The organism is Bacillus thuringiensis, assembly GCF_022095615.2.
GTDB classification, from domain to species: Bacteria; Bacillota; Bacilli; order Bacillales; family Bacillaceae_G; genus Bacillus_A; species Bacillus_A cereus_AG.
The window spans coordinates 3117777-3142085 of record NZ_CP155559.1 but is presented as its reverse complement, the minus strand read 5'-3'; the positions used below and the strand labels follow the sequence as shown (position 1 = coordinate 3142085).

Sequence of the window (24309 nt, the reverse complement as noted above, 5' to 3'; positions counted from 1 at the left end):
ATCTGTAATTTGATTACTTAAAACTATATACGAAAAAGCTTTTATGTTATTCCTCAAGTTCTATCCATTCTTGTGACCATTCTTCTATTCCGCGAATAATGGCTTCTAAGGCAAACCCTTTTTGAGTTAAAGAATATTCTATACGAACGGGTGTCTCAGGAAAGACTTTACGTTCGACAATTCCTTCTAGTTCTAATTCTTTCAATCTTTCTGAAAGTAATCTTCCGCTAACAGGAAGAGAAGATTCAAGCGTACAAAAGCGCTGAGGTCCAGAGAAAAGTTGGTAAATAATTAGTGCTGTCCATCGTTGACTAAAAAATTTCATTCCTTTTTCAAAGCGAGGGCATAATGTAGAATCATTCATTTTCCTTCACCTCCTAAAACAAATTATATAACATCTTACTATTAGTAACAAATGTTTTTATAATTAATTACTTGACGTAAATTAATTACGAATGTATACTCACTTACATAAAGTAATTAAGTTGTTTTATGTAACTAAAACTCTTTTCTTTAAATGGCCAAAGTTGTAATGATACATATTGCATATAAGCTGAGAGAAAAAGAATAGCATCTGTAAAAACACTTACGTTGTGTAAGTTAAACAATAAAAAATATAACAATGGAAGAGAATTTTTAGAGATTCTCTATACTAGGAGGTACCTAATGGTTACAACAGATACAATTCATATGTTAGAAGATACAATTCAATTTATACATCAAGATGAAAAGGATATTTATTTAGTAGGTCCTATCAAATTGCCAATTAATTTATATGGGGAGACTAAAGTTTTCCAATGGTATTCTTGGTTACAATGTAATGAGGTTACAAATAGTGTAGAAGGAATTATCGAAAAACTCTCATCTATTAATTTAGCTGATATGCAGCAATCTAGTGTGCTTGTATATGGTGATTTTGAGAATTCTGAAGATGCCCTAATTCGTATGCATAGTATTTGTCACACCGGTGATATCTTTGGTAGTAAACGTTGTGACTGTGGATTCCAATTAAAGCAGTCTTTACAAATGATTACAGAACATGGTTCAGGTGCTTTATTTTACTTAGCGAATCATGAAGGAAGAGGAATTGGTTTGTTTAGTAAAGCAATGACGTACCTCTTGCAAGAAAATGGGTTAGATACAGTAGAAGCTAATCTGAACCTAGGTTTTGAAGATGATGTTCGAAACTATGATGATACAATTGAAGTATTAAAAGCGTTACGCTCAAAACCTGTAAAACTTATTACAAATAATCCGAAAAAATTAGAAGCTTTACAAAAAGCTGGATTAAATGTTACGAGTCGTGAACCGTTATGGGGTGATGTCTCAGAGTTTAATGAGAAATATTTGCAAACGAAGATTCAGCGTTCTGGACATTTTGAAGGGGGACACTTACATGCTTGAGCATGAATTGTATATGAAGCTAGCACTAGAAAATGCCAAGGCTATGAAGGGACAAACGACTCCAAATCCATTGGTTGGATCTGTAATTGTAAATGATAATCGAATTGTAGGGGTCGGAGCACATATGAAGGCCGGAGAACCACATGCCGAAATACATGCGATACGTATGGCTGGAGAACAGGCACGTGGTGGTACAATCTATGTAACTCTTGAACCTTGTTCTCATCATGGTAGAACAGGGCCATGTGCTGAAGCAATTGTACAAGCAGGAATTAAGAAGGTAGTAGTTGCTACACTTGATCCAAACCCGCTTGTTTCTGGACGTGGAATTAAAATTCTACAAGATGCAGGTATTGAAGTACTTGTAGGAGTGTGTGAAGAAGAATCTAAAAAAATGAATGAAGTCTTTAATAAATATATTTTGACAAAGCGCCCATTTGTAACGATTAAATCAGGAATTACATTAGATGGAAAAATCGCTACGTCTTTATCGGATAGTAAGTGGATTACATCTACAGAAGCAAGACAAGAAGTACACCAAATACGAAACGAAAATGCGGCTATTTTAGTAGGAGCCAATACTGTTCAAAAGGATAATCCATCATTGACAACGCGTATTCCAAATGGACGAAATTCAATTCGAATAATATTGGACTCGACATTACGCATACCGATGGAAGCTAACGTTGTTACAGATGGAGAAGCTCCTACCTGGATATTTACAACAAGTAATCATGCAGCGAAAAAAAAGAAAGCATTAGAAAATGCAGGAGTTAAAGTATTTGTTACTAGCGGAGAAAAGCATATAAACTTACATGAAATGCTTGATGTTTTAGGACAAAAAGGAGTTTCCTCCCTGCTTATTGAAGGTGGAGGAGAAGTAAATGCTTCGTTTATTGAAAATAAACTAATGGATAAAATTATTTTATATTTCGCACCTAAAATTATTGGAGGCAGATTGGCACCTAGTTTTGTAGAGGGGACTGGTATTACTAAAATGAAAGATGCAATTGAATTTAAGGATATATCATTTACCCAGGTTGGAAAAGATTATAGATTTATTGGCTATCCAGCATATCGGAAAGATGAGAAATAAGGAGAATAAAAACTACTTATATGTTCCGATAAATGAATTGCAGAAAGGAGCGATGAAGAGTGAAGTTTGGATTTGATATCGATGATACATTAATTGATTTAAGGCAGCATGCTTTTCATTTATATAATAAGAAATTAAACAAAAAAGTAGGATTGGATGTATTTCATTCTTTAAAAACAATTGAAATTCATGAAGCATTTGGCATGACTTCGGAGGAAGGCAGTCATATGTGGAATAGTTTGCTGGATGAGATTTATTATACTTCTTGTTCACCGTTTCCATATGCAGTAGAGACATTACAAGAATTAGAAAGACAGGGACATGAAATATACTATATAACAGCTCGGCCTAAAAAACATGGAGAGCAAACAAAAAAATGGTTAATAGAAAAAGGTTTTCCGGTACATGAAGATCGCTTTTTCTATGGAATGAAGGATGAAGAAAAAATACACTTCATACAAGAAATAAAATTAAACTATTTCTTTGATGATAAGCCGGCAGTCTTAGAAACGTTAATAGGAAAGCCGATAAATGTGTATGCAAAAACTACTTCTTACAATCAACATCTCAATATCCCGCGTATTACAAGTTGGACGGAGTTAGGAAATATTATAAAGAAAGAAATGTGAGGATTTAACTGGAAAATCAAATAGAGCCAAGAGCATATTGAGTGTTACAATTTTAGAGGAAAGACATAGGTGTTATGTCTTTCCTTATTTTTTTAATACTATCGTTTTTATTAGTGTGATGTGCTAGGAGTACTTCTAATAGAGAGGAAATACAAAAATGAGCAATAAGAAAAATATTTTTAAACTAGTCTTGTATGGAAGTATAATTTATATATCAATGATGGGTTCCACTGGTGCCACAATATTTGTGGATATTTTGGATGAGAAGTTCAAGATTTAATGGGGTGTGTTCATAATCATGAATTTTTGGAAAACTAAAATTACAATGTTAGATTATTTTGATTTAGTAGTTGATGATATGCAAAATTGCATATCGCAAAATAAACATCGTAATTTTTGGATTCTTATTATAAAATACATTACTTAAACTATATATTAGAATGGAGAAAATGGAATTGGAATTATTAAGAAACAGTAAAGTTGGTACAAAACTAAACATATTAATAACTATATCAAGTATTGCATGTATAGTATTATCCCTAATAGGGTTTTGGGGATTAGAAAGAGGGAAAAGTACTTCCTCTAATATGTATGAGGATAATTTACTACCAATTGAGTGGATTGGGATTGTAGAATCTAATTTTTATCACGTTAATATGAACTTTATGGAAATAATGTTATCAAAAGATGAAAAAAGAATGAACGAATTAATAAGAGAAATGGATGGAATTCGTAAGGAAAATGATCATCTTTTAAAGCAGTTTGAGGCTAAAGTTATTTCTACTAAAGAAAAAGAATTATATAACACGTTTCATGAAACATTTAATGAATTAAGGACTCAAATGAAGAAAGCACAAGAATTAGGGAAATCTAATAATGAGGAAGCATATGCATATTACCTAAAAGAGATTGAACCTAATATGCAAAAATCAATAAAATCAATTCGTGAATTGATTTTATATAATAGTAATAATGCAGAGCTTTTACAGAAGGAAAATAATAATAGTGCTCAAAATACAATGATAATGTTTGTTAGTATTTCGATTTTAGCAATTTTAATAATTATATTAATCGGATATATTATTAAAATAACTATCCGAAAACCACTTGCGTTACTACAAAGTGATATGGAAAAAGTAGCAGCTGGAGATTTAACAACACGTACTCCTTATAAAGCAAATAATGAATTAGGGCATATTGTTCAGTCTTTTAACAGTATGTTAGATAACCTTCAACAATTAATTGCGAATGTTAAGATGACAACACAAGAGGTTATTTCTACTACGGAGGGCGTATTACAAGATACAAATCGAGCGTCTAGTATTTCAAATGAGGTTGTACAGACTGTTTTAGAAGTAAAAACAAAAATAGAAGGACAGGTAACTAGTATTCAAGAGAGCTCATCCTCAATGGAAGAAATTACAACCGGGGTGCAAACTGTAGCTGAATCTTCAGCTGTAGTCGCTGAGGTAGCAGTAACGACTACAGAACGAATAAATATTGGTAGTGAAGTGATAAATCACTCTATTCTTCAAATGAATAGTGTGCATGATGTTGTCGAGGAAACATCAAAAGTAATAAATAAACTTGTTACACGTACACAACAGATTGATACAGCTCTCGCTGCAATTACTAATATTGCCGAACAAACGAATCTACTTGCCTTAAATGCCGCTATTGAAGCGGCACGTGCTGGAGAGAATGGGAAAGGGTTTGCAGTGGTTGCCACAGAAGTTCGAGATTTGGCTGAACAATCTAAAGAATCTGCGAAAGAGGTTAATCATTTAATAAAATCGATTCAAAAAGATACCCAAGATACAGTTAATGTCATGCAAAAAGGACAACAAAAGGCAGTAGAAGGAAAAGAAGCTGCTTACAAAGCGAACCAAACCTTCTTGTCTATTATGAGAGATATTGATAAGATTACAGGTCAAATTCAAGAAGTATCCGCAGCGACAGAAGAGATGACTGCTGGTACAGAAGAAGTAAATGCTTCTCTTTCGCTAGTTTCTGAAACTGCAACGGATGTGAAAAAGGAGACTCTTCAAACAGTAAATTCAATTCAATCACAGGCCGTATCAATTGAACAAATATCAATCCAATCCAACAAAATGAAAGAAAAGGTGGAAGAATTAACGGAATTGGTTTCAAAATTTAATATTACAGAACAAAAAAGATGAGTAAATCATAAAAGTTTACGTATGGCTATCAGCCTAAAAATAATTGATTTTTCGCGATTAAAAAGATTTTAGTAATTAATTCAATCACAAGTTTAATAACATGTATAAAAAAACATGAAGACTTAAGGGTCTTCGTGTTTTTTTTGAATAATGTCTGAAAAAATATTGATAATTATACGATACTTCGGGAATTGTTTTTGGATATTCATATATGTAAAATTACATACATTTAATGATTGATAATCACGAGTTAATGTAACTATAATAATTACACTGATAAGTAACTTACTGACGACAGTTATAAGTGAAGAAGGAGGGTTTTATTGTATTTTGTATATAAAAAATAGAAAAGGAGATATGCAAATGAAAAGATTACTTGTTATAGGCATAATGTATACAATGTTTTTCCTCATAGGAAATATACACTTACATGCTGATGAACGAACAAATGTAAAAGAAATTACTAGTTTAGAAGAGCCTACTTGGATATTTCAGGCGGGCATAAGTAAGGGGAAATATCACGATCGACAAGATTTAGGGTTTATTTTGCAGAGAAATACACCATTAAAGGTAAGACAAACGAATCCTAATTTTAAAGACAAATTAACATTACGTTTATTGTCTAATGACTCAAAAAATGAAAAATCCATACAAGTAGGAAATGAATGGGTTACGATTCAAGGTGATACGCCTTTAGTTCCTTTAATAGATACTCCGTATGGTGAAGAGCACGCTATGCTTGAGTACCAAGTAGGGAATAAAAGTGCTACTAAACCTCTTCCCATTTATAAACAACAAGGAAGCGTATCTCAATTTTTTAGTACATGGGATCAATTTGATGGAGAGTATGCATTACTTCAAGGGGAGAGTTTCCAATTATTTATACCTAAAAAAGATAAAGAGTTAGTAAGATCTTTAAAAGATTTTCAATCATTGGATGAGTTAATTGCGTATTATGAAGATATTTTTGCGATGTATAATTCAATTATTGGTTTAGATGGTTCAGCGGTTGAAAATAAAAAAAGTCAAAATCGTTATTTTTTAAAAGCAGATATATCTGGTGCTGGCGGTGCCTATTATGGCTCAAATTGGACAGCGAATAGTTCAGATAGTACAAAAATGTGGTTAGATAAACTAAGTTGGGGAACTTTACATGAAATCGCTCATGGATACCAAGCTGGCTTTGATAATCAAGGAATATTTACAGGAGAAGTTTCTAATAATCTATTTGGTGTTCAATATCAATATAGTAAATACGGAAAAAAAGCAGATCAAGTTGGTTGGTTGTTTAATTTCGGGAAAAAGGAACAGGTAGAACGGAATTTATACAATGCTTTAATGAAAGAAAATAAAAATTATGATGACTTAGATTTACGACAAAAACTTATTCTTTTAACGATGGCGAAACAAAAAGCTGGCGATGAAGCTTTTGTAAAAATGTATCAAGGTTATCGAAAACTAGCTAGCAATGCTGCTTTCAAAAAAGGTGACCATTCTTTACCAGATTTAATGAATCAATATTATAGTGAGAATGCAAAAGTTGATTTCACACCCGTTTTTGAAAGATGGGGCTTTAAGCTTAATAATAAACAAATAGAAATGAATAGTGCGAAAGGTTATCCAGCTGTTACTTCTTTAGCTTATATAGTGCCTGAATCACAATTAGCTAAAGCGAGATCTTTAGTTGATCCTGATATTCCGATAAACTCCAATTTTGAAATAGTTACGAATCAGCAAATTGCTTCACTTGGGCTAAAAGGGAATTTGCATATTCATTTACATACAAATGAAATAGATACATTGAAAGGAGGAAAAATTAAATTAAAAGAGGGGAATACAGTTATTCAGGAGAAAACAATTGAAACAAAAGATATCAATTTACAAGACGTACCAAATGGGGTTTATACAGTTGAAATTTCAGGTGGGGAAACGGATAGTATGTACAATTTTAGTTCGTATTATGCCTATGTAAAAGAAAAAGATAATAGTCTAACGATTGATGTTAACGAAATGAAAGTGAGCAAGTTAACAAATCAAACGATTCAATTCCTAGGATTAGGAGATGACCAATTCGCTGAATTAAATACGGATGTAGAGCAAAATCGAGCTATTTTTACGGTTACTACTAAAACGCCTCATAGCTATTATGCAGGTGAAAAATATGCATCGATAGAGGTCTTTAATGAAAAAGGTGAAAAAATTTATACGAAGGAAATGGAAGGAACAAATGTAACGATAGTAAAAGATACCATTCCACTAAAAGAAGGATATAGAATTAAAATCTATCATGATGAGATAAAAAAACGATTAACTAGTAAAGCTACTATTATTAATTCTATAAATAAAACGAATGAATTTATAATGACCAAATGGGGATTGAAAAATACTTATTTGCAAAATAATCCAGAAGAAAATCTTATGCAAAGAATTGATGAGGAAATGGAAGGAATTATAAGTAATCCGGTTTTAAAAGAGATACCAATGCAAAAATTAGAAATGAAAAAGAATGTGTGGATGGCAATACATATGTTATCAGAACCACAAAAAATAACGTATATGAATAAATATAAAGATAGCTTATATAATGAGTAGTTTTTGAGAAATGAATTGAATTTAAAAAAGTAGCAAACCAATCTATTAACCTATGTATGTAGAGGTATGTAAAATCAATTGGCTATAGTTAAAATTTTTATCTATGCTTAAAATTCTAAAATACATTTATTTAATTTAATAATACGATTGTAAAGGGGTAAAAATATGAAGAATTTCATAAAGGTAGGTTTAACTACAGGAGTGGTGTTATCGGCGATTATGCCTTATGGAGGAGTACATGCGGCAACAGAAGATTTAGAAGTAGAAACAAAGGAAGATACGTTCCGAACAGGTAATTTAACAGCACCTTCTCAAAAATCAGCAGAAAGTGTAGCAAAAGATGCACTAAAAGGAAAAACAGAACAAGCATTATCATCAAAGCAAGTTAATACGGAATCCAAAGTTAATTATAATGTTACGCAAAGTCGTAAATCTTATGATGGTACTACATTGGTACGTCTTCAACAAACATATGAAGGACGTGATGTATACGGATATCAACTAACAGCACATATTAATGATGATGGTGTACTTACGAGTGTTTCGGGAGATAGTGCCCAAGACCTACAACAACAGGAAGATTTGAAACAACCTATCATTCTATCAGAAGAGGATGCAAAGAAACAGCTTTTTAACATTTATGGGGATGATCTCACATTTATTGAAGAACCAGAAATTAAACAAGTGGTATATGTAGATGAAGATACAAATAAAGCTACAAACGCATACCAAATTACTTTTAGTGCATCTACACCTGAATATGTATCTGGTACAGTATTAATTGATGCTTTTGGAGGTAATCTATTAAAAGAACTTGTTCAAAAATTGGGTATACAAGTAGATAGTAGTATTGTCCAATCCGCGACATCAAATAAATCACAAGATCCTTCAAAATTAACAGGAACAGGAAAAGATGACTTAGGTATGAATCGTACGTTTGGAATTTCACAACGAAATGATGGAACGTACATGCTTGCAGATTATTCTCGTGGTAAGGGGATTGAAACGTATACTGCTAATTATAAAGATTATAACAATTATAGAAGAAATGTATGGGGTTATTTGGATGATTTAGTAACAAGTAATTCTACAAATTTTACAGATCCTAAAGCGGTTAGTGCACATTATTTAGCAACGAAAGTATATGATTTTTATCAAGAAAAATATGGCCGTAACAGCTTTGATAATAACGGACAAAAAGTAATTTCTGTCGTTCATGGCTGGAACACAAATGGTACGAATAAAGGAAATCCTAAGCAGTGGTTTAATGCATTTAGTAATGGAGCTATGCTGGTTTATGGAGATCCAATTGTTAGAGCATTTGATGTGGCAGGTCATGAGTTTACACATGCGGTTACAAGAAATGAGTCTGGACTTGAGTATGCAGGAGAAGCTGGTGCAATTAATGAAGCGTTATCTGATATTTTAGGGGTAGCAGTTGAGAAGTATGCTAATAACGGAAAGTTCAATTGGACAATGGGAGAACAATCTGGTCGTATATTTAGAGATATGAAAAACCCATCATCTATCTCTTCTAGATATCCAGAGGATTATAGACATTATAATAACTTACCTATTGATGCTGACCACGATCATGGTGGTGTACACACGAACTCTAGCATTATTAATAAAGTAGCTTATTTGATTGCTAGTGGTGGAAATCATAATGGAGTAAACGTACATGGCATTGGAGAAGATAAAATGTTTGATATTTTCTATTATGCAAATACGGATGAATTAAATATGACTTCTGATTTTAAAGAATTAAAAGAAGCTTGTATTCGTGTAGCAACGAACTTATATGGTAAAGATTTATTAGAAGTACAAGCTGTTCAACAAGCCTTTAAAGCAGCTTATATTTAATACGATTGTGACGAATTATAAACCCTTTCATTTTAATATAATGATTCATTTGGATGTATAGACAAAAACCTTGTAGAATTTTTCTGCAAGGTTTTTTTAGAATGTTATGTTACAGATGTGTTATATAGTTTTTTAGTTAATTAGGAAAAAAATAATCCTATAACTGTATGTAAGAATGTGTAATTTTATACTCTTTTCTATGATAGAAAAGGATACTACGTTAGTAAATATAAAGAGTTAGAAATTATAGTTTATAGGGCACTTTTTTGTTCCTATGGAACTTTAAAGTGCGTAATTTTCTTTCTAGTTAATATATATCATAATGGTATTTACTAGTTGGTGTTAGCTTTACTCTGCTGTTGATGTGATTTTTAACATTACAATGATTAGAATCAGAATTATCGAGTAGATCCAAATGCTCATAATTTCGATTTTTTTAATACAGTACAGAGTGAAATAGCTACATAATTTTCGTTTATACTCTTTTGAGAAAAGAGTGGATCTGCTTATTTTCTGTTAAAGATAAGAGAAATGAACCACAATATAAACGTAATTATTTATTCCAACGTAAGTCAATCATGTAGCACATGAATTTGGAGGGATCTATATGCATATGCAATTAAAAGGAAAAACAGCACTGGTTACTGGATCTACGGCAGGGATTGGAAAAGCAATTGCCACTTCATTAGTAGCGGAAGGCGCTACTGTACTTATTAATGGACGCCGTGAAGAAAATGTTAATCAAACGATAAAAGAAATTCGAGCACAATATCCGGATGCTATCCTTCAACCCGTAGTAGCTGATTTAGGAACAGAACAAGGGTGCCAACATGTGATTGAAAAGTACCCTGAAGTAGACATTCTTATTAACAACTTAGGAATTTTTGAACCTGTAGAATATTTTGATATCCCTGATGAAGATTGGTTTAAATTGTTTGAAGTCAATATTATGAGTGGTGTTCGACTTACTCGCTCGTACTTGAAAAAAATGATTGAAAGAAAAGAAGGAAGAGTTATCTTTATTGCTAGCGAAGCAGCTATTATGCCATCTCAAGAAATGGCTCATTATAGTGCGACTAAAACGATGCAGCTCTCACTTTCTCGCAGTTTAGCTGAGCTGACGACAGGAACGAATGTGACTGTTAATACTATCATGCCTGGTTCGACTTTAACGGAAGGAGTGGAGACTATGTTAAATAGTCTTTATCCTAATGAGCAATTGACAATAGAAGAAGCTGAGAAGCGATTTATGAAAGAGAATCGACCAACCTCTATTATTCAAAGACTTATTCGACCAGAAGAAATCGCCAATCTTGTCACTTTCTTAAGTAGCCCACTTTCTTCAGCGATTAATGGTTCTGCGTTGCGAATAGACGGGGGATTAGTACGTAGTGTATTTTAATAAATTAAAAACAACATAGTATTCTGTAGAAGGTAAAGATGGTAAGACAAATAAGTTGTATTTTACTAGTTAACAGAAATATACAAAAAGCAAATTGCGACATGAAAACAGCCGGATTTTCTACTATAAGAAAAATTCGGCTGTTATTTGTTTACTTGTTGTAAAGGATGGAAGATTTTAGCGTTGTGGCATTTCTTAAGAAAAAGATAAGGCGAAGCGATCCCGCTGTTATTTTCCTACAAAAAACATTTGTTATTTGTATTATTTAGTGAAAGTCACCAAACGTTTTTCAAAACTATTTTACCTATTGCTTTATTCGACTCCAAATACTCATGTGCTTGTGCAACTTCATCAAAAGTAAAAGTTTTCGAATCTAGCAATGGACGAAGTTTTCCTTCTTCTACTATTTGCGTTAGTTTAGTTAAAATTTCCCCGCAAGCGCCACGTTTATCTGTATGTAATATTTTTAACGCCATAAAAGTAACGTGCAGAGTAAGTCCTTTTGCGTGTAAAGGAGAGAGGTCATGGGTTGAACGAGCTGCAATTGTTACGACAGTTCCATTGACTGCAGCAGCTTCAAAAGAATGATCGAGATTTTTGCCACCTACCGTATCAAATATAACTTCAAATCCGTTTCCATTCGTATGTTTTTGCACATATTCTTGAACAGATTCTTCTTTATAATTAATAGCTATATCGGCTCCTAGACGATGGGCTATTTCCATTTTGTTTTGCTGAGAAGCTGTTGTGAAAACTTTAGCACCTGCCCATTTAGCTAATTGGATGGCTACGTGTCCTACACCACCAGTAGCTCCATGAATGAGAACATTTTGACCCGGTTTAATATTTGCACGATCAAATAAAGATTCCCAAGCTGTAATTGCAACTAATGGCAAGACAGCTGCTTCTTCCATTGTTAAATTGTTAGGTTTGTGAGCAATCAGTCGTGCATCAGCAAGCATAAATTCTGCAAGTGCACCACCAGTTTCTTTAAAACCTCCGGCACATCCGTATATTTCATCCCCAGATTTGAATTTCGAAACACCTTCTCCTACTTCAATGACAATACCAGCTACATCTCCGTGTAATATAGCTGGAAACTCAGGAGCGACTGCTGAAACGGCACCACTACGCATTTTTGTATCGATTGGATTTACACTTGTTGCTTTTACATGGATTAGAACATGACCTGGTAAAAGTTTCGGTTTTGAAACTTCTTCTAATTGAAATACAGATGAATCCCCAAAAGAATGGATAATTTGTGCTTTCATTGTGTATACCTCCTGTTTGTGGTTATAGCATAGCAAAGTACGGAAAATAAGTATAATATTTTGAATTTTGTTAGTGAGAATTTTATATAAAGAAGGGGAAAGTACGTGAACTAATATAACGTACTTGTAAAAGCAATTGTAAAGCTTTTTGAAGAAAGGATAGATGTTATTTTTGCAGCATGATTTAGTAATTACGTTTATCCCGCTATTCGCCGGGCAGTAAGACTCCCACCTCAAAATTCAGCGGAAGCAAAGAAGTTAGGTGGGGGTCGGGCTGCCCGTAAAAGCCCGATTGGTGAGGGCTAATAATCAGTGGGGGGATGAACAAAACTCCCACTGATTAAAGTTTCACTTTATTATTACTCACTTAGTATAGGTACTTAAAAGTGCCTACATCACTTTAAAGTACGTACTGTTATTCATGTTATGACCGATTTATAATAACACTCGTAGCACAAAGAAAGTTATAACGATTACAATCGGCAACAATGTGGTGTTACAGTATTGCTCATGAATTTTGAGAAGAAATATGAAAAGTAAAGAAAACTATAGATTGATATGAATGAAGGAAAGTGAGTGAAACACATGGAAAAGTTTGCGAATCATTTTGGATATAATCGTATGTTTGCGAAAGATCAACTTACATTAGGAGTTCACATTCCGATTGAAAATTATCAGTTTCATGCGCCAACGATGGAAAAACAAGTAGAGTTAGTGCAAAAAGCAGAACAATATGGTTTTACAGGCGTATGGCTTCGCGATGTATTGCTACAAGACCCTGACTTTGGCGATCCTGCAACAGGTCAAATTTACGATATGATGATTTATTTAACGTATTTAGCAAGTAAAACAGAGAAAATCGCATTCGGAACGTCGGCAACTGTATTATCGCTTCGCCATCCATTGCGTGTGGCGAAGGAAATTGCGACATTAGATCAACTGTTTCCAGAAAGAATTATGCTCGGCGTTTCATCCGGTGACCGACGCGCTGATTTTAAAGCGTTAGGTGTTAGTCATGAAACAAGAGGTGAAAAGTTTAGAGAAGCGTTTGCTTACTTGGAAGAGATTTTGTATAAAAACTTTCCATCTATCCAGTCGACACTAGGAGAAGTGAATGGAGCGAATTTAGTTCCAAAACCGTCAAAACGTATTCCAACCTTTATTACAGGTTTTAGTCAGCAAAATATGGACTGGTTCGCTGAACATGGAGATGGATGGATGTATTATCCACGTAGTCCAGTACATCAGGCTGCAGCAATTGGACAATGGAGAGAACGAGTAGAAGATTATCATCCAGATGTATTCAAACCATTTATACAACCGATGCATTTAGACTTATCTGAAGATCCAAATGAACGTCCTACACCGATACGTTTAGGTTACCGTACAGGGCGTAAGGCGCTAATTGAATTGCTTGATATATATCGAAGTATTGGTGTGAATCATTTATTCCTTGCTTTATTTGATGGTCAACGTCCAGCTGACGAAGTATTGGATGAGCTAGGAGAAGAAGTACTACCTCATTTCCCAGCATTGTAAAGGAGTGAAAAGAATGAAAGCGATAGGACTTATGCAATATGGAGATAAAAGTGTACTACAAGAGATTGAAATGCAGACACCGCTATTGGGAGACAATGATGTACTGATTGAAGTATATGCAGCTGGTGTAAATCCCGTGGATTGGAAAATACGTGAAGGTTTACTTCAAGACGTAATTTCTTATAACTTCCCGCTCGTTTTAGGATGGGATGTTGCAGGGGTAGTTGCTGATATAGGGAAAAACGTAACAGCATGTAAAGTGGGGGATGAAGTATATAGTCGTCCAGATATTGAACGAAATGGTACTTATGCAGAGTACGTGGCTGTAGATGAGAAGTATGTGGCGAAAAAACCGAGAAATCTATCTTTTGAGGAAGCAGCATCAACCCCTCTAGTAGGTTTGACAAGTTGGCAAAGTTTAGTGAAGTTCGCAAATGTTCAAAAAGGTAATAAGGTTTTAATTCATGCTGGATCTGGCGGGATTGGCACGTTTGCTATTCAGCTAGCGAAAAGTTTAGGTGCACATGTTGCAACTACGACTAGTACGAAAAACATGCAGTTTGTAAAGGATCTAGGCGCTGATACTGTCATTGATTACAAAACAGAAGACTTTTCTTTACTTCTGCATAATTACAATATTGTATTTGATGTGTTAGGCGGGGATGTACTAAAGGATAGTTATAAAGTGCTTGCACAAAATGGAAAGTTAGCGTCTATTTATGGTCCGAAAGGTATGGAAATTCCACAAACTGAAATATCAAGAGAGAAAAATATTGAGAGTGACCATATATTTACTGAACCTAATGGATATGAACTTTCTCTTATTACAGAATTAATTGAGGGCGGGAAGATTAAACCTGTTGTAACGCATGTGTTGCCTTTACATGTAGAAGGCGTAAAAAAAGCACACCACATAAGTGAGTCAGAACGTGCTCTTGGCAAAATTGTATTGAAGAAACATTGGTAAAGTATGAGGTTGTAGAGACAGTATTGTGCTAAGTAGCGAATGAGCTTATATATTCTATTCTAGCAATTGTTTTAAAAGGGAGAGAACAAATGGATTCAATGACATTTCTTTTATTCGGAGCGACAGGAGATTTAGCGAAACGCAAAATTTATCCTGCTTTATATAAACTATTTAGTAATCAAAATATACCACAATCTATTTCGATTATCGGTATTGGCAGAAAGGTAATGTCAGATGTGGAATTTCAAACAAAGGTAGAACAATCCCTTGCTACATTTTCTAGAATATCTACTGATGACGAATCAGGAGTAGAAGAATTTATTAGCACATTTCGTTATTGTCAATTAGATACAGCGAATATAGTGGGCTATCAAGATTTACTGAGCCTAGTAAAAAAGCGTGAAACAGAATTAAAAATTCCTGAAAACCGTATGTTTTATCTATCTGTTGTACCAGAAGTATTTGATGTGATTGCTTTAAATATTAAAGAGAGTGGATTGTGGGCTACAAAAGGATTGAACCGTCTCATTATAGAAAAGCCTTTTGGTCATAATGTAAAATCTGCTCGTGAGTTAAATACGAAGGTAATTAAAAGTTTTTATAAAGCTGATATTTATTGTATTGATCATTATCTTTGAAAATGAATGGTAACTAGGAATACACAAAAAAAATATTGTGAAATAAAGAATCTTTATTTCGAGACATTTTTATTGACGATAGTAATTTATATAGTTAATATACTAGACGTAAGGTTATTTGATTACTAAAAGTAATTTGATATATATTAGTTTGTTAAGTTCGATAAATAAGTAAGTTGTAGTAGAAATGCTTTGAATTGGCACTATTAATATTGGGGACAATTAGAAAGCGAAAGGTATAAAAAAGAATTGGAATTTGATAACTCTTTGTTTTTTATAAAACATGGGCTTCTGTACAATTCATTTCTAATATATTGACCAGGATTATACAACAAGAGGGGGACTAAAATTGGAATCAATGACCTTTGTTTTATTTGGAGCGACAGGGGACTTAGCGAAACGCAAAATTTACCCCGCACTATATAACTTATATAGAGATCAAAAGCTTCCAAAGCAAATATCCGTTATTGGGCTTGGAAGACGTGAAGTATCTCATATAGATTTTCAAAAAAGAATACAAGAATCAATAGAGACGTTTTCCCGTCATAGAGAAGAAGGTACTCCAGAGCTCGAAGGTTTTTTAGATAATTTTCGTTATTGTCCATTAGATGTGAGTAAGCCGGAAGACTATGAGAGGTTATTACAAGTCGTTCGTGAAAGGGAAGAGGAACTACATATAAAAGGTAATAGAATGTTCTATCTTTCCGTTGCACCTGAATTTTTCGAGACCATTGCTTTAAATATTAAGGAAAGCGGACTTGATAAAACGGATGGATGGAAACGCCTAATGATTGAGAAACCGTTTGGGCACGACCTTACATCTGCTCGTGAGCTTAATGATAAGCTTAGTCGCACGTTTGAAGAAGACGAGATATACCGTATTGATCATTATTTGGGTAAACCGATGATTCAAAACCTTGAAGCACTAGAATTTGCAAATCCTGTTCTCCAATCGATTTGGAACAAAGAACATATAGCAAATGTACAAATCACAGCAAGTGAAACGGTTGGGGTTGAAGAAAGAGCCGGATATTATGATCACGCCGGAGCCATTCGTGATATGGTTCAAAATCACATGTTACAAATATTAATGATGACTGCTATGAATCTGCCGGAAAAAATTAACGCATGTGAAATTCGAGAGGAAAAGCGAAAGGTAATGGAGACGCTTCGTAAAGTGAAAAAAGAAGACGTTCAGAAGCATATCATTCGCGGTCAATACTCTTCAGGAGAGATAAAAGGTGGGCAAGTTGTAGCGTATAAAGAGGAGCCTGGAGTAAATCCTGCTTCTAACATAGACACATTTGTTACTGCTCGCTTGTGGATCGATAATCCATTTTGGACTGATGTTCCCTTCTATATACGAACAGGTAAAAGAATGAAAGAAAAGTCTACTCGTATTGTAATCGAATTTAAAAATACGTTAAAACAGCAATATCAAGATAATAACCCAAATGCAGAACCTAACTTATTAATAATTGAAATTAGCCCAGGTGAAAATGTTTCATTACAGTTAAATAGTAAAAATCCATTGAAAAATGGAGAGATTGAACCGATGCGTATTAACTTTACTTGCGAGCAAGCGGATGTGGGAGTACCTGAAGCGTATGAAAGACTCATTCATGATGCTGTGAGTGGAGACGCTACATTCTTTGCACACTGGAGAGAAGTTGAATTGTCATGGGAATGGGTACAACCAATTCTTGAAGCATTCGAGGAGAACTTATTACCACTTCATGAATATGAATCTGGTTCATATGGTCCAGATGCGTCGAATGAATTATTGCAAGAAAGTGGATTTAAATGGTGGTTAGATCAAGAAACGGAAAAATAAGTACTTTCATGAAAGTACTTAGGGGGACGATTACTATGACACAAAACATAAATCAATTAGCAGTGAATACACTTCGTACGTTATCAATTGATGCTATTAATGCGGCAAATTCAGGTCATCCAGGTCTTCCGATGGGAGCAGCACCGATGGCTTATGCATTATGGGCGAATCATTTAAATCATAATCCTAATCATCCAAAATGGTTTAACCGTGATCGATTCGTTTTATCAGCGGGACACGGATCGAGCCTACTATATAGCTTACTTCATTTAGCTGGATATGACGTTTCAATTGATGACTTGAAAAGCTTCAGAAAGTTAAATAGTAAAACACCAGGACATCCTGAGTTTGGTCATACTTCTGGAGTTGAAGCGACTACAGGACCGTTAGGACAAGGGATTGCAAATGCTGTCGGAATGGCAATGGCAGAAGCGCATTTAGCAGCGAAGTTCAATAAGGATAGTCACTCTATTATAGATCATAATACGTACGCTTTAGTTGGAGACGGTGACTTAATGGAGGGTGTCGCTTATGAAGCGATGTCGATGGCAGGGCATATGAAACTTGGCAAGTTAATTGTACTGTATGATTCAAATGAAATTTCACTTGATGGTGAATTAAACATTGCTTTTTCTGAAGATATTCAGAAAAGGGTAGAATCTGCACATTGGCAATATGTAAGAGTTGAGGATGGAAACGATGTTGAGGCTATTACAAAAGCTATTCAATTAGCGAAAGACAATACGGATCAACCTACTCTTATAGAAATTAGAACCATTATAGGTTATGGAAGTCCAAAAGTTGCTGGAACGAACAAAGCACATGGTAACCCGCTTGGAGTAGAAGAAGCAACAGCGACAAAACAAGTGTATGGTTGGCATTATGAGGAAGACTTCTTTGTGCCTGAAGAAGTAACAGCTCATTTTAATGATTTGAAACAAAAAGGTATTGAAAAAGAGAACGAATGGAATGAGCATTTCAATTTATACAGAGAATCGAATTCTGCACTAGCAGATGAATTAGAAAAAGCGATTACAGGTGAGGTTTTAATCGAAGCGAAAGACATTCTATCCTTTGATACTGAAAAAACGATTTCCACTCGTGTTGCAAGTGGGGAAGCTATTAATCATTATGTGAAAACGATTCCTTCTATTTTCGGTGGAAGTGCGGATCTTTCTCATTCTACGATGACAGATATAAAAGGTGAAGCAGTGTATGCAGTAGAATCGTATGCTGGCCGAAATATATACTTCGGTGTACGTGAACATGCAATGGGAGCGGCAGCGAATGGACTGGCTCTTCATGGAGGAGTAAAACCTTTTGTAAGTACATTCTTTGTATTTAATGATTACCTTCGTCCATCTATTCGACTCGCTGCGTTGCAAAAGTTACCTGTAACGTACGTATTCACACATGATTCGATCGCTGTAGGAGAAGATGGTCCAACGCATGAACCAATCGAGCACTTGGCAGCTCTTCGGGCAATTCCTGGTTTAACAGTTATCCGCCCGTCAGATGCAAATGAAACAGCGAGCGCGTGGGCGTATGCATTACAGCAAACGGATGGTCCAGTTGTTTTAGTACTTAGTCGTCAAAATCTACCGGTGTTTAATGAAACGAAAGTAAACATAGAAAATCTTTCTAAAGGAGCTTATGTACTAACGCAAACAAATGAAAATCCGGATGTGATTTTAATTGCGACAGGTTCAGAAGTATCCTTAGCTGCTAGTGCAAAACAGAAACTAGAAGAAGAACAAGTTTCTGTTCGCATCGTTGCAATGCCGAGCTGGGAATTATTCGATCGCCAATCGAAAGAATATAAAGAATCTGTTCTTCCGTCTTCTGTAACGAAACGAGTATCGCTTGAGATGGGTGTATCTCTTGGATGGGAGCGTTATGTAGGACAAGAAGGAAAAATATTATCGATTGAAACATTTGGAGCTTCAGGAACTGGAGCTGAAGTCATGAATCTATTTGGATTTACGACAGAAAATGTTGTTCAGATTACAAAAAGTGTACTGAATTCTTAAGCTATGACTGTGAATACCTTTCTGGATTTATCGATACTGAAAGGTATTCAAAATCGTAGTGTATTGAATTTTTAATAAAAGATGATTTGAGGAGGAATTATATTATGCAAGTAGGATTAATTGGTTTAGGTAAAATGGGATTAAATTTAGGGAAGAATTTAATGGATCATAAGCATGAAGTAGCAGCGTTTGATTTAAATACGAGCGCAGTAGAAGAAATGAAAGAGTACGGGGCTACAGGTACATCTAGTTTAAGTGAACTTGTTCAGTCATTACAATCACCAAGAATTCTTTGGGTTATGGTACCACACGCTGTTGTTGATTCTGTTATTGATGAGGTTACACCACTTTTATCAAAAGGAGATATTTTAATTGAAGCGGGTAATTCACATTATAAAGAGTCTATCCGCCGATATGAGCAACTAAAGAAAGATGGTATTCACTTTATGGATGCAGGAACTTCTGGCGGAATGGAAGGCGCTCGTAATGGTGCTTGTTACATGATCGGAGGAGATCAAGAAGCTTGGGACATCGTTGAACCTATCTTCCGTGATACAGCTGTAGAAAATGGATACTTATACGCTGGAAAAGCTGGTAGTGGTCACTTCTTAAAAATGGTTCACAACGGAATTGAATACGGCATGATGGCTGCTATTGGTGAAGGGTTTGAGATCCTAGAGAAAAGTGAATTTGACTACGATTATGAAAAAGTATCAAGAGTATGGAATAACGGTTCAGTAATCCGTTCATGGTTAATGGAATTAACTGAAAATGCATTTTCTAAAGATGCGAAACTGGATGAAATTAAGGGAGTTATGCATTCTTCTGGTGAAGGGAAATGGACAGTAGAAACAGCATTAGACCTTCAAACAGCAACTCCTGTTATCGCAATGTCTCTATTAATGCGCTACCGCTCATTAGACAATGATACATTTACAGGAAAAGTAGTAGCAGCTCTGCGCAATGAATTTGGCGGACATGCAGTAGAAAAGAAATAAAGTGAAACTGTAATCAGTGGGGGCTTCACCCCACACTGATTATTAGTTGAACCAATCGGGGGCTTACTGCCCGGCAAATAGCGGGATAAGCATATTAAACATGTAACTCATCAACGTTTAAAAACTGGAGGGAATTAATCATGAAATTTTTTATTGATACTGCAAATCTTGAGGACATAAAAAAAGCATATAAACTTGGAGTTTTAGCTGGTGTTACAACGAATCCTTCTTTAGTAGCAAAAGAGGGCGTTAAGTTTGAAGACCGTATCGCAGAAATTTGTCAGGCAGTACCTAAAGTTGAGTCTGTTTCGGCAGAAGTAACGCCAGATGCTGTTACTGCTGAAGAAATGATTACTCAAGCAGAAGAGTTAATTAAAATTAACGGTGGAGATAAAAATGTCACGATAAAACTCCCAATGACGCTAGCAGGATTAGAAGCTTGTCGCTATCTTACTGAAAAAGGTGTGAAAACGAACGTTACACTTATTTTCACTGTGAACCAAGCACTTTTAGCAGCCCGAGCAGGTGCAACATACGTTTCTCCATTTTTAGGACGTTTAGATGATATTTCTGAAGATGGTGTACTATTAGTTGCTAAAATTGCTGAATTATTCGAGGTTCATCAATTAGATACACAAATTATTGCGGCTTCTGTTAGACACCCAGATCATGTAACGCGTGTAGCGATGGCAGGTGCTCACATTGCAACAATTCCTTATAAAGTAATTGAACAACTTGCTATGCATCCATTAACAGATCAAGGTATTGAAAAGTTTGCTGCGGATTGGGCGAAAGCGCCTAAGTTATAATGAAGTAAAGTTTCACCAATTTCTTTTTCACGAGAGGGCCAATCTCTATGTAACTTCATCCTATAAACTTAATCTCGAGTTTGGCATCTTATTACGTGAAAGCAGCAATATGAAAAGGAACTCAGAATAGCACAATGGTTATGAGAAGGACCCCCTTATGAGAGTGTAGTTTATTAAAACGTAGCTCTCATAAGGGAGAGTCTTTTTTGTATAAATCAAAATCAGAGTGCTCTTTTGTTATAGGAATAATTTGAAAGGGGTTACATGGTGAGCTCGAAATATATGATCGGTGTAGATATTGGAACAACTAGTACAAAATCAGTTTTGTTTTCGATTGATGGATCAGTTATTACAAGTCATGGGATTGAATACCCTTTATATTCTCCCGCACCAGAAACAGCAGAACAAGATCCAGAAGAGATTTTTCAAGCGGTCATACATACGATTAAAGAAACTATACAATCAAGTAATGTGCAGCCAGTTGATATTCTTTGTGTTTCTTTTAGTTCGGCAATGCATAGTGTCATTGCTGTAGACGAAGCAGGGAAGCCGTTAACGAGATGTATCACTTGGGCAGATAATAGAAGCGCAAGCTGGGCAGAAAAAATAAAGAATGATATGAATGGTCATGAAATTTACCTTCGTACTGGAACACCAATCCACCCTATGTCACCACTTTCGAAATTAGTTTGGCTTAAGAATGAACATGCTGAGTTGTTTGCAAAGAGCTATAAATTCATCTCTATTAAAGAGTATGTTTTCTATAAGTTATTTAAGGAATATGTAATTGATTATTCTATTGCATCAGCAACAGGAATGTTCAATTTGAAATCTTTAAAATGGGATGAAGAAGCCTTGCGTGTTGCAGGAATTACAGATGAAAAGCTATCTACAGTTGTTCCAACGACGCACAGTTTAAGAGGGATAGATGAAGAGCTTGCAAAAGAGATGAATGTACTTGTTACTACTCCTTTTATAGTCGGTGCGAGTGATGGAGTACTATCGAATTTAGGTGTAAATGCAATAGAACCTGGAGTAGTTGCTATTACAATTGGTACGAGCGGTGCGGTGCGAGTTGTAACAAATCGGCCTGTAACGGATCCGAAGGGGAGGACTTTTTGTTATGCGTTAACTGAGGATCTTTGGGTAATTGGAGGACCGGTTAATAATGGTGGTATGATTTTTAGGTGGGTTCGCGATCAATTATGTACGTTAGAAGTTGAGCATGCGCAGCGTTTAGGAAAAGATCCATATGAAGTGCTTACGGAAATAGCAGCAAAAGTGAATCCTGGATCTGATGGTTTATTATTTCATCCGTATTTAGCCGGTGAAAGAGCACCTTTATGGAATGCGAATGCGCGGGGATCTTTCTTTGGGCTTGGGCTACATCATAAGAAAGAGCATCTGATACGTGCTGTTTTAGAGGGAATCATTTATAACTTGTATACAGTTCTTCTTGCGTTAAAAGAACTAATTGGCGAACCGAAAAAAATTCAAGCGACAGGTGGTTTTGCAAGGTCGGAACTTTGGAGACAGATGATGGCAGATATTTTTCATCAAGATGTATATGTTCCGGAAAGTTTTGAAAGCTCTTGCTTAGGAGCTGCAATCCTCGGTTTATATAGTTTAGGTGAAATAGATACATTATGCGTAGTTTCTGAAATGGTAGGTGCAGATTTTCATCATGAGCCAAACATGGAAAGTGTAGAAAAATATAAAGATTTAACACCAATCTATATTCGTCTGTCTCGTCACTTGGAAGAAGAATATGAAAGTATAGCGGCGTACCAAAAAAAGTGGGTTTAAAGGCTATTTAACAAGAAAATATGGTAACGTATAAAGAGGTACTCCGATTTTTTAGGATACTCTTTCAACATAAAATATTTTAAGAAGTATGATGAACGAAAAATATAGGGAGAGAGGGTTATGAAAATGAAGGATAACAAAGAGTTTATTGGATATGTTGGAACATACACGAAAGAAAATAGTGAAGGAATATATAAGTTTACGTTAGACACGGAAGCGAAAAAAATTAGTAATGTAACACTTGCGGCCAAGCTGGATAACCCTACATATGTAACGATTAATCGAAATAATGAATATCTCTATTCCGTTGTTAAGGAAGGCGAATCTGGTGGTGTAGCTGCTTATTCGATTGATAGTAAAACTGGAGAGCTAAAGGTAGAAAACAGACAAGTAGTAGAAGGGGCTTCTCCTTGTCATGTGAGTGTTGATAGTGGAAATCATACAGTAGTTACAGCGAATTATCATAAAGGAACGATTGAGTCTTTCGTAGTAAATGAAGAAAATGGAACTGTAAATCCTGCCGCATCTATTATGACGCATAAAGGTTCAGGTCCGAATAAAGAAAGACAAGAAAAACCACATGCGCATTACGTGGGATATACTCCTGATGAAAAATATGTGGTGGGTGTTGATTTAGGGATAGATAAATTAATTACGTATGATATAAAAGGTAGTACATTAACAGAAGTGAATAGTTTATCTGTAAATCCAGGGAGTGGCCCGAGACATATTACTTTTCACCCGAATGGAAAGTATGCGTATGTGATGACGGAGCTTAGTTCAGAGGTTATTGTGTTAACATATAATCCAGCAGAGGGAACGTTTACAGAATTACAGTATATTTCTACCATTCCAGAAGAATTTGATGGAAATAGTCAAGGAAGTGCGATTCATATTTCATCAGACGGCCGTTTTGTATATGCAGGTAATCGTGGTCATAATAGTATTGCGATTTTCAGCGTGGATCAAAACTCAGGTCAGCTTACATTTGTTGCACATACATCTACAGAAGGAAATTGGCCGAGGGACTTTGTATTAGATCCTACTGAAAAGTTCCTTGTTGCTACAAATGAAAAGTCGCATAATCTTGTGCTATTTTCAAGACATGAATCTACAGGTAAGCTAACGCTTATCCAATCTGATGTTGTTGTCCCAGAGCCTGTTTGTGTTAAATTTTTAAATGTTTAAGTTGTGATCGGTAGAATTTATATATCAAAAACAATAAAAAGCAAAGCGATATCGCTTTGCTTT

General features: G+C 35.1%; 18 protein-coding genes. 16 read left to right on the top strand and 2 right to left on the bottom strand.

The genetic code is table 11. The annotated features are described in order from the left end of the window. Positions 1 to 46: 46 nt before the first annotated feature. Positions 47 to 364 (bottom strand): winged helix-turn-helix transcriptional regulator, encoded by a 318-nt coding sequence (locus KZZ19_RS16320; protein ID WP_001000102.1) that lies wholly within the window; start codon positions 362 to 364, stop codon positions 47 to 49. Between the two features lie 302 nt (positions 365 to 666). Between KZZ19_RS16320 and KZZ19_RS16315 the strand changes: the two genes are divergently transcribed. The 7 genes from KZZ19_RS16315 to KZZ19_RS16285 all read left to right on the top strand — a co-directional run bounded on the left by KZZ19_RS16315 (position 667) and on the right by KZZ19_RS16285 (position 11166). Next, a complete protein-coding gene (locus tag KZZ19_RS16315) occupies positions 667 to 1404 on the top strand; it encodes a GTP cyclohydrolase II (RefSeq protein WP_237980804.1) in 738 nt (245 codons plus the stop codon). Beyond that, the gene (gene ribD, locus KZZ19_RS16310) at positions 1397 to 2500 is read left to right on the top strand and encodes a bifunctional diaminohydroxyphosphoribosylaminopyrimidine deaminase/5-amino-6-(5-phosphoribosylamino)uracil reductase RibD (RefSeq protein WP_237980805.1); all 1104 of its coding nucleotides are present in this window, start codon (positions 1397 to 1399) and stop codon (positions 2498 to 2500) included. Before KZZ19_RS16315 ends, ribD begins: the two co-directional genes overlap by 8 nt. Before the next feature lie 59 nt (positions 2501 to 2559). Next, positions 2560 to 3129: a 5' nucleotidase, NT5C type gene (locus KZZ19_RS16305; protein WP_098343943.1), complete on the top strand. Its 570-nt coding sequence runs from the start codon at positions 2560 to 2562 to the stop codon at positions 3127 to 3129. 455 nt (positions 3130 to 3584) lie between these two features. After that, the gene (locus tag KZZ19_RS16300) at positions 3585 to 5309 is read left to right on the top strand and encodes a methyl-accepting chemotaxis protein (RefSeq protein WP_237980806.1); all 1725 of its coding nucleotides are present in this window, start codon (positions 3585 to 3587) and stop codon (positions 5307 to 5309) included. 363 nt (positions 5310 to 5672) lie between these two features. Beyond that, entirely contained in the window at positions 5673 to 7901 is a 2229-nt protein-coding gene (locus KZZ19_RS16295) for a putative mucin/carbohydrate-binding domain-containing protein (RefSeq protein WP_237980807.1), read from the top strand. A 165-nt stretch (positions 7902 to 8066) separates the two neighbouring features. Then, positions 8067 to 9764, top strand: a complete 1698-nt coding sequence (locus tag KZZ19_RS16290; RefSeq protein WP_237980808.1) for a M4 family metallopeptidase — start codon at positions 8067 to 8069, stop codon at positions 9762 to 9764. 607 nt (positions 9765 to 10371) lie between these two features. Then, complete coding sequence (locus tag KZZ19_RS16285) at positions 10372 to 11166, top strand: SDR family NAD(P)-dependent oxidoreductase (protein WP_098343946.1); 795 nt, start codon at positions 10372 to 10374, stop codon at positions 11164 to 11166. Positions 11167 to 11441: 275 nt separating this feature from the next. On the opposite strand, the gene KZZ19_RS16280 is transcribed toward KZZ19_RS16285, so the two are convergent. After that, a complete protein-coding gene (locus KZZ19_RS16280; RefSeq protein ID WP_237980809.1) occupies positions 11442 to 12437 on the bottom strand; it encodes a zinc-dependent alcohol dehydrogenase family protein in 996 nt (331 codons plus the stop codon). A gap of 585 nt (positions 12438 to 13022) precedes the next feature. On the opposite strand from KZZ19_RS16280, the gene KZZ19_RS16275 reads away from it, so the two are divergent. The 9 genes from KZZ19_RS16275 (at position 13023) to KZZ19_RS16235 (ending at position 24246) form a co-directional block, all read left to right on the top strand. Then, on the top strand, positions 13023 to 13976 hold the full coding sequence (locus KZZ19_RS16275) for an LLM class oxidoreductase (protein ID WP_237980810.1): 954 nt from the start codon (positions 13023 to 13025) through the stop codon (positions 13974 to 13976). A 13-nt stretch (positions 13977 to 13989) separates the two neighbouring features. Next, positions 13990 to 14943, top strand: coding sequence for an NADP-dependent oxidoreductase (locus tag KZZ19_RS16270; protein ID WP_237980811.1), 954 nt, complete (start codon positions 13990 to 13992; stop codon positions 14941 to 14943). Between the two features lie 89 nt (positions 14944 to 15032). Next, positions 15033 to 15581, top strand: coding sequence for a glucose-6-phosphate dehydrogenase (locus tag KZZ19_RS16265; RefSeq protein ID WP_237980812.1), 549 nt, complete (start codon positions 15033 to 15035; stop codon positions 15579 to 15581). Positions 15582 to 15930: 349 nt separating this feature from the next. Next, positions 15931 to 17415, top strand: a complete 1485-nt coding sequence (gene zwf / locus KZZ19_RS16260) for a glucose-6-phosphate dehydrogenase (RefSeq protein WP_098343950.1) — start codon at positions 15931 to 15933, stop codon at positions 17413 to 17415. 35 nt (positions 17416 to 17450) lie between these two features. Then, positions 17451 to 19445 (top strand): transketolase, encoded by a 1995-nt coding sequence (tkt, locus tag KZZ19_RS16255; RefSeq protein ID WP_226545144.1) that lies wholly within the window; start codon positions 17451 to 17453, stop codon positions 19443 to 19445. A gap of 104 nt (positions 19446 to 19549) precedes the next feature. After that, a complete protein-coding gene (gnd, locus tag KZZ19_RS16250) occupies positions 19550 to 20443 on the top strand; it encodes a phosphogluconate dehydrogenase (NAD(+)-dependent, decarboxylating) (RefSeq protein ID WP_048525136.1) in 894 nt (297 codons plus the stop codon). Between the two features lie 140 nt (positions 20444 to 20583). Next, positions 20584 to 21252 (top strand): fructose-6-phosphate aldolase, encoded by a 669-nt coding sequence (gene fsa / locus KZZ19_RS16245; protein ID WP_088097101.1) that lies wholly within the window; start codon positions 20584 to 20586, stop codon positions 21250 to 21252. Positions 21253 to 21516: 264 nt separating this feature from the next. Continuing rightward, entirely contained in the window at positions 21517 to 23058 is a 1542-nt protein-coding gene (gene gntK, locus KZZ19_RS16240) for a gluconokinase (RefSeq protein ID WP_226545146.1), read from the top strand. Positions 23059 to 23178: 120 nt separating this feature from the next. After that, complete coding sequence (locus KZZ19_RS16235) at positions 23179 to 24246, top strand: lactonase family protein (protein ID WP_237980813.1); 1068 nt, start codon at positions 23179 to 23181, stop codon at positions 24244 to 24246. The last annotated feature ends 63 nt before the right edge of the window (positions 24247 to 24309 follow it).